Below are 8,862 nucleotides of genomic sequence, written 5' to 3'. Positions count from 1 at the left end.
TTTTTAAGACATCGCAGGCAGGCTGTAACCTTCGATTTTCGCGTCGGCAACCAGTTTGGCCAGATAGTCGTGCATCATTTTGCGACCCGCCATATCGGTCAGGAAGGCTTGCAGGCGCTCTTTCACTTCTTCAAAGCTCACTTTGTCGCCGCTGCTGCGCTCGTTCACCTGAATGATGTGGTAGCCAAACTGGGTTTCTACCAGAGCAGGTGTGATTTGACCCGCTTCGGTAGCAAATACTGCCGCTTCAAACTCAGGCACCATCTGGCCGCGGCCGAATTGACCCAGGCTGCCGCCTTGTTTGCCAGATGGGCAAGTTGAATGCTCGCTTGCCAAAGCAGCAAAAAGCGCCGGATTAGCTTGTACTTCAGCCAGCACGCCTTCGGCTTTGGACTTGGCCAGACTCGCCGCCAGACCTTCTCCCAGCGGGAACAGAATATGGCTGGCAACGGCCATTTCGCCACGGGTAAAGCTTTCCGGATTGTTGTCGTAGAAAGCCTGACAAGCAGCCTCGTCGGCTTCTGTTACTTTGATTTCGTTTTCCAGCAAAGTACCGATGGCTTCTTCGGCCGTTTCGGTGTGGATGCCAGCAGCAGTGGCTTTTTGCAGCAGCAATTCACGCAGGATCAGTTCCTGAATGGCAGCGTCGCGCGCGCTTGGCGCTTCGGTGTGATTGCCTTGTTCGCTTGCAATCATGTCTTCTTTGATTTCAACGCCGTTTACGATAATGGCCATGAGTTTAGTTAATCCTGTTCAAAAAAATGAAGCCGCCGCGCTTGCAGTGGCGCCCGGTTGCAAGGGGGTCTGAGCCGCCATTTGCAAGCTTGTTTACCCGCTGGGCTCTCCAGCGTTTTGTCGGTGCTATGACAATGGGGGGCATTTTAGCCAATATCAACCGTGGAGGAGGCGGATTTTGTCAAATTGCCGATGAAATGCCGATTAAATCCCGGTTGTGGGCACAAAAATGCGCTTTTCGTACGTGCCACCTATCACTTTATTTTCTGGCTAATGGGGGGCAATTGTTTGGTCGGCAACCATACTCATAAGGAATAAACCAAAACTGCTCACGCTTTCTTCCTTCGCCTCGCCTTAGGGTCTTGTTTTCTGTGCTGTGTGCTGCGTGAAATGTTTGCCTAACTCTTTCAAGACGCATTGATCCGGGGATAAGCCATGAGAAACCTGATTATCTTTTCGCACCCGCATCTGGCCACTTCGCAGACGCATCGCACTTTGCTGGATGAGATTGCCGAGTTGCCACAGGTGAAAATCCATCATCTGGAAAGCATGTACCCGGACGGGCAGATTGATGTGCTGGCCGAGCAGCAAGCCTGCCAGAAGGCCGAGCGGATTATCTGGCAGTTTCCGTTGTACTGGCATGCCTGCCCGGCCATGCTCAAGCGCTGGCAGGATGAAGTGTTTGAGCTGGACTGGGCCTACGGTACCAAGCAGGCGCTGGCCGGAAAAAACCTGCTGCTGGTGGTCAGTACGGCGTCGATTGGCGCTTTGTACGATGGTGCCACCGATATTTCCAGCGAAGCGCTATGGTATCCGATGCGCCTGACCGCTGAAGCGCTGGGGCTGCACTGGCAGACGCCGCTGGTGCTGCACGATGTCGAGCATCTACCGCGCTCGCCGTTTGACAAGGAGCATCAAACGGCGATTGAGGTCTTTGCCCAGCAATACCGTGCGCTACTGAGTTGAGCCCGATGGCGGTGCTGTTTGACCGGCAGGCGCGGGTGACCATTGCTCCGGGGCAATGATTTTAGCCTCGGGCGGATCACCACGATAATGCGGCGACATGATCTGTACCCCGTAGGTATTGAAAACATCCTGAATAGTCGCGTGCAAATCACTCAGGATCTCCAGCCGGCGGCGGGGTTCATCCACGGCGATGCGCAAGAAATATTCAACGTAAAAATCCGATAGCGCCGTCTGATAGACCCGCGCTTGCGGGATTGCGCGTACGCCGGGTGTTTTGTTCGCCGCCTCAATCAGCATGGCTTCCACTTGCCGCCAGGGCGTGTCATAGCCGATGGTGACGCCCACCTGGGTAATTACCCCGCCGTCACTGGCCAGACGGGAGTAATTTTTAACGCTCTGCCCAACCAGTACCGAATTGGGAATGCTGATTTCCTCGCGCAGATTGGTGTGGATTTTGGTCGCAAACAGGCCGATATGAATCACCGTGCCTTCCACTTCGCCAATCTGGACATATTCGCCCTGTTTGAGCGATTTGGCGTAAATCAGGATCAGGCCGCTGGCAAACTGGCCAACCACGCTGGATGCGCCCAGCGAAACCATCAGGCCGACCATCACCGACAGCCCTTTGAAGGCCTCGGTGTCTGCGCCGGGCAAATAGGGATAAATCATGGCTACAGCCAGTAGCCAGACTAGAAAAGACAGTATTTTTCGGGTGGTGCTGGCGGTTTCGCGGTCAAACCAGCTTAAATGCAGCTCGCCGCGTTCGATGCGGCCAAAAACAAAGTGCAGAAATCGCGTGATATAGCGGGCCAGTACCACAATAAACACCACTACCAGCAAGCCCGGAATGGCTTTTAATATGCCTTGCCCCAGCTCGCCCAGAAAACTGAAAATGGCCTGATTCAGGCGCTCGCTCCAGGCTCGGGTAAAGGGAAACAGACCGAACACCAGCGTGGCCCAGCTGTACAGTAGTGTGAGGCCGACCAGCGCAGTAAACAGATTAATCAGCCAGCGCAGTACCCGATTGAGCAGGGATATTTTTACCCCAGTGGTTTTTTGCGCCAGACGGCTGATCGTACCGGGTGAAGTAGCGTCGGCCATTTTTCATTAGCACCACACGGGTGCGGGACAGCAGATAGAGCAGTGCGGCAAAGATCGCGCTGGCCAGCAAGGCCAGTGCCGCCGCCTGTAGCAGTTGCCGAGGATTGCGCAGCTCGCGGCTTTCGGCCACCAGCATGCTGACCTGATGCACCGATTGCTGGGCGGTGGCCTCCAGCGTTTCACCCGATAGCGTATTGATATCGCTGGCCAGAATCATAAACAGCTGCTCTCCATTCAGGGTAATGCTCGCCCCTACCGCAGGCGTATTGATGGCATTCTGGCGCACGGTGCCGCCCGGATGCCTAGCCAGAATGCGTTTCACCCGCAGCTCGGCGGCCTGAGCGCGATCCTGAGCGCTGTAGTGCAGAATGCCGCTGCGAAACTCGATCAGGGTGCGGTTGTTCACCACCACCGGATAACTGCTGACATCTTGCGGCTCATCGCTTGATTTTTCACTCGCCAGCGCAAAGCTGCTTAAGATCAGTAGCATCAGTCCAAGCCAGAGGCGAACAAGTGTTGATTGCATAATGGGTCTCTATTTAGGAATTACGCAGCATCATAGTCGAGGTTTTTTTAAGTGCGCGCCATCGGCGGTTGGCAAGCTGTCGCAAAGTTTGTCAGAAACGGCAGGCATGCCCGACTAAATTCAGCCAGTGATTATGGCCATACTTGGCAGGCCAATCAATTTTTTAGGGTATATGCCCGTAGTTGTTTCTAGTTGTGCTCTGTATGGCTATACCTGCCTTAGTATTGGCTGGCCTTGATCTCTCGGAATAGGTATTCAGTACGGTGCGGGCTTGGTGCATACTCAGGCTATGATTTGGAGACGGTTTTGAAGCTGGTTTGAAGGCGGCTTGAAGGGGCGCACGATGTTGCAGGATCGGTTTGGGCGAGCGATAGATTATTTGCGGGTGTCGGTGACGGATCGCTGCGATCTGCGTTGCAGCTATTGCCTGCCCGCAAAATTCAAAGGGTTTGAAGAGCCCGCGCACTGGCTGACTTTCGACGAAATTACGCGGCTGGTCGGTGCTTTTGCCCGGCTGGGCGTACGCCGTGTGCGCCTGACCGGTGGCGAGCCGCTATTGCGCCGCAATCTGCCCGAGCTGGCCGGGCGTTTGAAAGCATTGGGCTTGGATGATCTGGCGCTCTCAACCAACGCCACGCAGCTGGCCAAGCACGCACAGGCGCTGAAAGACGCTGGCGTTACCCGAGTGAATGTCAGCCTCGATAGTCTGGATCGACAATGCGTTTCCGCCATCACTGGCAGTGATTCATTCGATAAAGTCATGGCGGGTTTGCACGCCGCCACCGAGGTCGGCTTGAACCCGATCAAGCTCAATATGGTCGCGATGCGCGGCGTGAACGACGCTGAAATCGATACGATGGCCGAATTTGCATTTGAGCACGGCTATATTCTGCGCATGATCGAAGCGATGCCGATGGGCGATACCGGTCGCAATACGCAATATCTCGATCTGGGGCCGATTCGTGATCGGCTGGTGGCGCGTTATGATCTGATTCCTGAAGTGATCGAGTTGGGCGGTGGCCCGGCGCGCTACTGGAAAACCCGCGATGGCATCGGGCGGATTGGGTTTATCACGCCGATGTCGCAGCATTTTTGCGCCACCTGCAATCGCGTCCGGCTCACCGTCGACGGCACTTTGTATATGTGTCTGGGGCAGGAAAGTGCCTTCGAATTTCGCCCACTATTGCGTGGCGGTGCGAGCGATGCCGAGCTGGAAGCAGCCATCCTGCACGCCATCGAACTAAAACCGGAACGGCATGAGTTCGTCGAACAACCTGCCAAGCTGATCCGCTTTATGTCGCAGACAGGTGGCTAGGGTATATGTATGCAGGTCAATTGATATATGCTCTCTGTGAAGATACATCCATAGGTATTATAAGTAGGCAGACAAAAGTTTCCGTCCGTCGTTAGCTCGCCTCGCTGTACCACTTGTACTATCTTCGGCTTCGCTGCCTTGTGCGAAAACTTTTGGTCAATTGCTTATGTCTCACGTCCTCGCCATCGCCGGATTTTCCGGTAGCGGCAAAACCACACTGATTACCGCTTTGCTGCCTGAATTAGCCAGATATGGCTGGCGCGTGAATGTCATCAAGCACTCGCATCACGATCTGGAATTCGAGCCGCCGGGCAAAGATTCGGCGCGTTTTCGTGCCGCTGGCGCGGGCGAGGTAATGGTCGTGTCGCCGTATCGCTATGCGATTTTTCACGAATTAACTGAGAGCGAGATTCCGCCGCTGGCTGAACAAATCGCCCGACTTGCGCCCGCCGATCTGACGCTGGTCGAAGGTTTCAAGCGCGAGCCCATCCCGAAAATCGAAGTCTGGCGCGCCACCAACGGCAAGCCGCCGCTGTTCCCGGACGATGAATGCGTGCTGGCCATCGCTACAGATTCGGCTGATTTACTGCCTGCGTCGGCCTTGCCCATCCTTAATCTGAACGATGCCACCGCCGTGGCACAATTTATCATTCACTATTTTTCGGAAAAACCAGATGCTTGATTTTGATAGTGCTTTGGCTCAATTGATTGCTCAGGCGCGAGTGGTAACGACGACTGAAACCGTGCCGCTCGCCGACGCTTTGGGTCGTGTGCTGGCGAGTGATCTGACTTCAGCCATTAATGTCCCCGGCTTTGATAATAGCGCGATGGATGGGTATGCGCTGCATGTGCCAGATTTTGCATGCCCTCCAGAGCAATACCCTGTAGTACAACGTATTGCAGCTGGTGAAGTCGGCATGGCGCTAAAGCCAGGTGAAGCGGCACGGATTTTTACCGGCGCACCGATTCCGGCTGGCGCGAACGCGGTGGCGATGCAGGAAGTGTGCAGCGTGAACGACGGCCAGTTAACGGTCAATATTGCTTTGCAAGACGGCGCAAATATCCGCCGCATTGGCGATGATATTGCCGCTGGCGCGGTGATTCTGACTCGCGGTAGTGTGTTGAGCCCCGCAATGATCGGGCTGGCGGCGTCGGTTGGCGTGGCCGAACTGCCGGTTATGGCGTCGCTGCGCGTTGCGCTGCTGAGCACCGGCGATGAGCTGGTCGAGCCGGGGCAGCCCTTAGCGGGCGGGCAGATTTACAACTCGAATCGCTATGTGCTGATCAATGCGCTGAAAGTTTTGGGCTGTGCGGTGACCGATCTGGGGATTGTGCCTGACGATCGTGCGGCGACGATTGCAGCACTGCAAGCTGCGGCAGAAAGCCACGATATTCTGCTGACATCAGGTGGGGTATCGGTCGGTGAGGAAGACCATGTGAAGGCTGCAGTCGAATACCTCGGGGAATTAAATCTATGGAAAATCGCCATCAAGCCGGGTAAACCCTTTGCCTATGGCAAACTCAATAAGCAAGATTCCTATGGCAGGATTGGCGGCTGCGATTTCATCGGCCTGCCCGGCAATCCGGTGTCGGCGCTGGTGACTTTTCTGATGCTGGTGCGGCCGTTTATTCTGGCGCGGCAAGGTGTGCAGCAGATTCAACCGACGCGATTGCCGCTGATCGCCGATTTTGACTGGAAAAAAGCCGGTGATCGGCGAGAGTTTCTACGCGTTCGGCTCAATGCCGCCGGGCGGCTTGAGCTATTTGCCAAGCAAGGCTCGGGCGTGCTGACGTCTATGGTCTGGGGCGACGGGCTGGTCGATCTGCCGGCCGGGCAAACCATCGCCCGGGGTGATGTGGTGACTTATATTCCATTTGCTGGTTTGGGGGCATAAATGTTGAATGTGCTGTATTTCGCGCGCTTGCGCGATGCGCTGGGTGTGGAGCAGGAAGAATTGCCCGAAGGCGCAGCCACGGTGCGTGAACTCATCGCACAGCTCGTCGCGCGAGGTGGCGTGTGGGAGCAGGAGCTGGGCGGCGCACGCGTGTTCAGAGTGGCGATCAATCAGGACATGGCGCAGCCCGATGACGCGATCCCGGCCCATGCCGAAATCGCCATTTTCCCGCCTGTGACCGGAGGCTAGTATGCACGGAGACCGGATTATTGTTCAGGAAGCCGATTTTGATGTGGCCGCCGAATATCAGCGTCTGGCGGGCGACGCCGCGATTGGCGCGGTGGTGCTGTTTGTCGGGCGGGTGCGCGATCTGAACCCGCAGCCTGAGCTGGTCAGCCTGCATCTGGAGCATTATCCGGCGATGACGGCCAAGGCGCTGCAGCAGATTGTCGAGAGTGCCCGCGAGCGCTGGCCGCTGGATGCGGTGACGGTGATTCATCGCGTCGGAGCGCTGCAGCCCGCCGAGCAAATTGTGTTGGTTTTGACTGCAAGTGCACACCGAATTGCTGCCTACGCGGCGAATACCTATATTATTGATTACTTAAAAACCAAGGCGCCTTTTTGGAAAAAAGAAGTCTCGGCCGCCCACAGTGTCTGGGTTGAGGCCAGAGAGAGTGACCAAGAGGCGCAGCAACGCTGGGAAAGAGAAAATGACGCTGGATGCAGTGGTATTGGCGGGGGGCGAAGCGCGCCGGATGGCGGGGCGTGACAAGGGCTTGATCGAATTATCGGGTAAACCCATGGTGGCCTGGGTGCTCGAATCCTTGCAAAAACAATCCGTGCTGGTTGATCACATCCTGATCTCTGCCAACCGCAATCTGCCCGACTACGCCAGCTTTGGCCATGCCGTACTGCGTGATGTTTACCCTAATCAGGCCGGACCAATGGCGGGCATTCACGCCGCCTTGCTGGCCTCTCCGGCGGACTGGATGCTGGTTGTGCCTTGCGATGTGCCTTTTTTGCCCGGCGATCTGCTGTTGCAATTTCGTGCCGCGCTCAATGCCACTGGCGCACCCGCCGTGGTAGCACGCACACCCGATGGCCAGGTGCACTGGTCAATCTGCCTGCTGCGCCGTGATGTTTTACCGTCGCTGGTCGAGTGCTTGTCCAGCGGGCAGAACCGCCTGGGTGACTGGCTTAAAGCTCAGGGCGCGGTGTTTGTGACTTTCCCGGAAAACCAGTTTCCCAATTTGAATACGCCCGAGGATTTGTCCAGCCTGGCTAGCCGCCTGTCTGGTGCCGAGGCAATCCCGATGGCGGGTGAGCTGACGCATTTTAATGCCGCCGGTCAGGCGCATATGGTCAATGTGGGCGGCAAAGCCGAAACCCAGCGCAGCGCCACCGCGCAGGGCGATATCCGCATGTTACCCGACACGCTGCGCTTAATCGAAGGCGGCTCGCATAAAAAAGGCGATGTCCTCGGTATTGCCCGTATTGCGGCGATTATGGCCGCCAAGAAAACGAGTGATCTGATCCCGCTATGCCACCCTTTGCCGCTGACTGCGGTGGAAGTGGAATTTAGCATCGACCGGGTGAAATCAACGGTACGCTGCTCGGTGACCTGCGAAACCTTTGGTCGCACCGGCATCGAAATGGAAGCGCTAACCGCCGTGCAAGTGGGTCTGCTGACCATTTACGACATGTGCAAAGCCGTTGATAAAGGCATGGTGATGACCGATGTCCGGCTGGTCGAGAAAATTGGCGGTAAATCGGGGCATTGGACCAGCGCTCCTCCGGCTGCAACCACTTCTATGCCTAACTCACTATCAAATTCACCGCTGATCTAAACAAAAGGGCTGCCGTTGCAGCCCTTATTTATTCTTGTGCTGATCAGGCCAGCCAAGGTTGCGGATTCTTGGTCAGCGCCACCGCCACAATATAGCCATAGCTTGCCAACGCTGCGATCAGTGCCGAGCAGCGGATGGGCAAGGTCTTGCCGCGCTTGAGGGCAATCGTTCCCAGTACGATATACAGCAGCAAAGCGCCGATTTTGGCGGCGATCCATGGTGAATTGCCGGGGCTGAGTTGCAGGATGACGGCCAGATAAATCGCCGAGGCCAGCAGCCCTGTATCAATAATATGCGGTGCAATTTTGCAGATTTTGTGTTGCAGCCATGCCGATTGCCGCAGCATTAAAACGCCACGAAAAACAAAAAAAGCGCCAGAGAGCAGCGCCAACGTCATATGCAGATGTTTGAGGGCGAGATAATGTTCCACAGAAAATCCTATTGAATGGGCAAGTGTTAGGCGGTTTGCGGTGCGCA

The 8,862-nt window shown here is 56.0% G+C and carries 11 protein-coding genes; 7 read left to right on the top strand and 4 right to left on the bottom strand.

Features of this window, described 5'->3' with window-relative positions:
* Positions 1-3: 3 nt before the first annotated feature.
* Positions 4-735 (bottom strand): peptidylprolyl isomerase, encoded by a 732-nt coding sequence (locus tag ABHF33_RS06465; RefSeq protein ID WP_348946141.1) that lies wholly within the window; start codon positions 733-735, stop codon positions 4-6.
* Between the two features lie 435 nt (positions 736-1,170).
* Here ABHF33_RS06465 and ABHF33_RS06460 point away from each other — a divergent pair, with 435 nt between their 5' ends.
* Positions 1,171-1,701 carry an NAD(P)H-dependent oxidoreductase gene (locus tag ABHF33_RS06460; RefSeq protein ID WP_348946140.1) on the top strand — a complete coding sequence of 177 codons (531 nt, stop codon included), beginning with the start codon at positions 1,171-1,173 and terminating at the stop codon, positions 1,699-1,701.
* On the opposite strand, the gene ABHF33_RS06455 is transcribed toward ABHF33_RS06460, so the two are convergent.
* The gene (locus tag ABHF33_RS06455) at positions 1,690-2,802 is read right to left on the bottom strand and encodes a mechanosensitive ion channel family protein (RefSeq protein WP_348946139.1); all 1,113 of its coding nucleotides are present in this window, start codon (positions 2,800-2,802) and stop codon (positions 1,690-1,692) included. The genes ABHF33_RS06460 and ABHF33_RS06455 overlap by 12 nt on opposite strands.
* Positions 2,702-3,292 (bottom strand): hypothetical protein, encoded by a 591-nt coding sequence (locus tag ABHF33_RS06450; RefSeq protein WP_348946138.1) that lies wholly within the window; start codon positions 3,290-3,292, stop codon positions 2,702-2,704. The genes ABHF33_RS06455 and ABHF33_RS06450 overlap by 101 nt, the downstream gene beginning before the upstream one ends.
* Before the next feature lie 379 nt (positions 3,293-3,671).
* Between ABHF33_RS06450 and moaA the strand changes: the two genes are divergently transcribed.
* The 6 genes from moaA (at position 3,672) to moaC (ending at position 8,385) form a co-directional block, all read left to right on the top strand.
* On the top strand, positions 3,672-4,643 hold the full coding sequence (moaA, locus tag ABHF33_RS06445) for a GTP 3',8-cyclase MoaA (protein ID WP_348946137.1): 972 nt from the start codon (positions 3,672-3,674) through the stop codon (positions 4,641-4,643).
* A 166-nt stretch (positions 4,644-4,809) separates the two neighbouring features.
* Complete coding sequence (mobB, locus tag ABHF33_RS06440) at positions 4,810-5,325, top strand: molybdopterin-guanine dinucleotide biosynthesis protein B (protein WP_348946136.1); 516 nt, start codon at positions 4,810-4,812, stop codon at positions 5,323-5,325.
* Entirely contained in the window at positions 5,318-6,538 is a 1,221-nt protein-coding gene (locus ABHF33_RS06435) for a molybdopterin molybdotransferase MoeA (protein ID WP_348946135.1), read from the top strand. The genes mobB and ABHF33_RS06435 overlap by 8 nt, the downstream gene beginning before the upstream one ends.
* Positions 6,539-6,787 (top strand): molybdopterin converting factor subunit 1, encoded by a 249-nt coding sequence (gene moaD, locus ABHF33_RS06430; protein ID WP_348946134.1) that lies wholly within the window; start codon positions 6,539-6,541, stop codon positions 6,785-6,787.
* 1 nt (position 6,788) lies between these two features.
* Entirely contained in the window at positions 6,789-7,307 is a 519-nt protein-coding gene (moaE, locus tag ABHF33_RS06425) for a molybdopterin synthase catalytic subunit MoaE (protein ID WP_348946133.1), read from the top strand.
* Positions 7,249-8,385: a cyclic pyranopterin monophosphate synthase MoaC gene (moaC, locus tag ABHF33_RS16930; protein ID WP_432803961.1), complete on the top strand. Its 1,137-nt coding sequence runs from the start codon at positions 7,249-7,251 to the stop codon at positions 8,383-8,385. Before moaE ends, moaC begins: the two co-directional genes overlap by 59 nt.
* A 43-nt stretch (positions 8,386-8,428) precedes the next feature.
* Here the strand turns inward: moaC and ABHF33_RS06410 are convergent, their stop codons facing one another.
* Complete coding sequence (locus tag ABHF33_RS06410; protein WP_348946132.1) at positions 8,429-8,815, bottom strand: SirB2 family protein; 387 nt, start codon at positions 8,813-8,815, stop codon at positions 8,429-8,431.
* Positions 8,816-8,862: the final 47 nt, after the last annotated feature.

This window comes from Chitinibacter sp. FCG-7 (assembly GCF_040047665.1).
GTDB lineage: Bacteria > Pseudomonadota > Gammaproteobacteria > Burkholderiales > Chitinibacteraceae > Chitinibacter > Chitinibacter mangrovi.
The sequence above is the reverse complement of the archived record's forward strand: the minus strand, read 5'-3'. Positions and strand labels throughout refer to the sequence as shown.

Bases quoted from the DNA above. Each gene is read 5' to 3' on its own strand.
- ABHF33_RS06465 (WP_348946141.1), bottom strand. From the start codon at position 735: ATGGCCATTATCGTAAACGGCGTTGAAATCAAAGAAGACATGATTGCA.
- ABHF33_RS06460 (WP_348946140.1), top strand. From the start codon at position 1,171: ATGAGAAACCTGATTATCTTTTCGCACCCGCATCTGGCCACTTCGCAG.
- ABHF33_RS06455 (WP_348946139.1), bottom strand. From the start codon at position 2,802: ATGGCCGACGCTACTTCACCCGGTACGATCAGCCGTCTGGCGCAAAAA.
- ABHF33_RS06450 (WP_348946138.1), bottom strand. From the start codon at position 3,292: ATGCTACTGATCTTAAGCAGCTTTGCGCTGGCGAGTGAAAAATCAAGC.
- moaA (WP_348946137.1), top strand. From the start codon at position 3,672: ATGTTGCAGGATCGGTTTGGGCGAGCGATAGATTATTTGCGGGTGTCG.
- mobB (WP_348946136.1), top strand. From the start codon at position 4,810: ATGTCTCACGTCCTCGCCATCGCCGGATTTTCCGGTAGCGGCAAAACC.
- ABHF33_RS06435 (WP_348946135.1), top strand. From the start codon at position 5,318: ATGCTTGATTTTGATAGTGCTTTGGCTCAATTGATTGCTCAGGCGCGA.
- moaD (WP_348946134.1), top strand. From the start codon at position 6,539: ATGTTGAATGTGCTGTATTTCGCGCGCTTGCGCGATGCGCTGGGTGTG.
- moaE (WP_348946133.1), top strand. From the start codon at position 6,789: ATGCACGGAGACCGGATTATTGTTCAGGAAGCCGATTTTGATGTGGCC.
- moaC (WP_432803961.1), top strand. From the start codon at position 7,249: ATGACGCTGGATGCAGTGGTATTGGCGGGGGGCGAAGCGCGCCGGATG.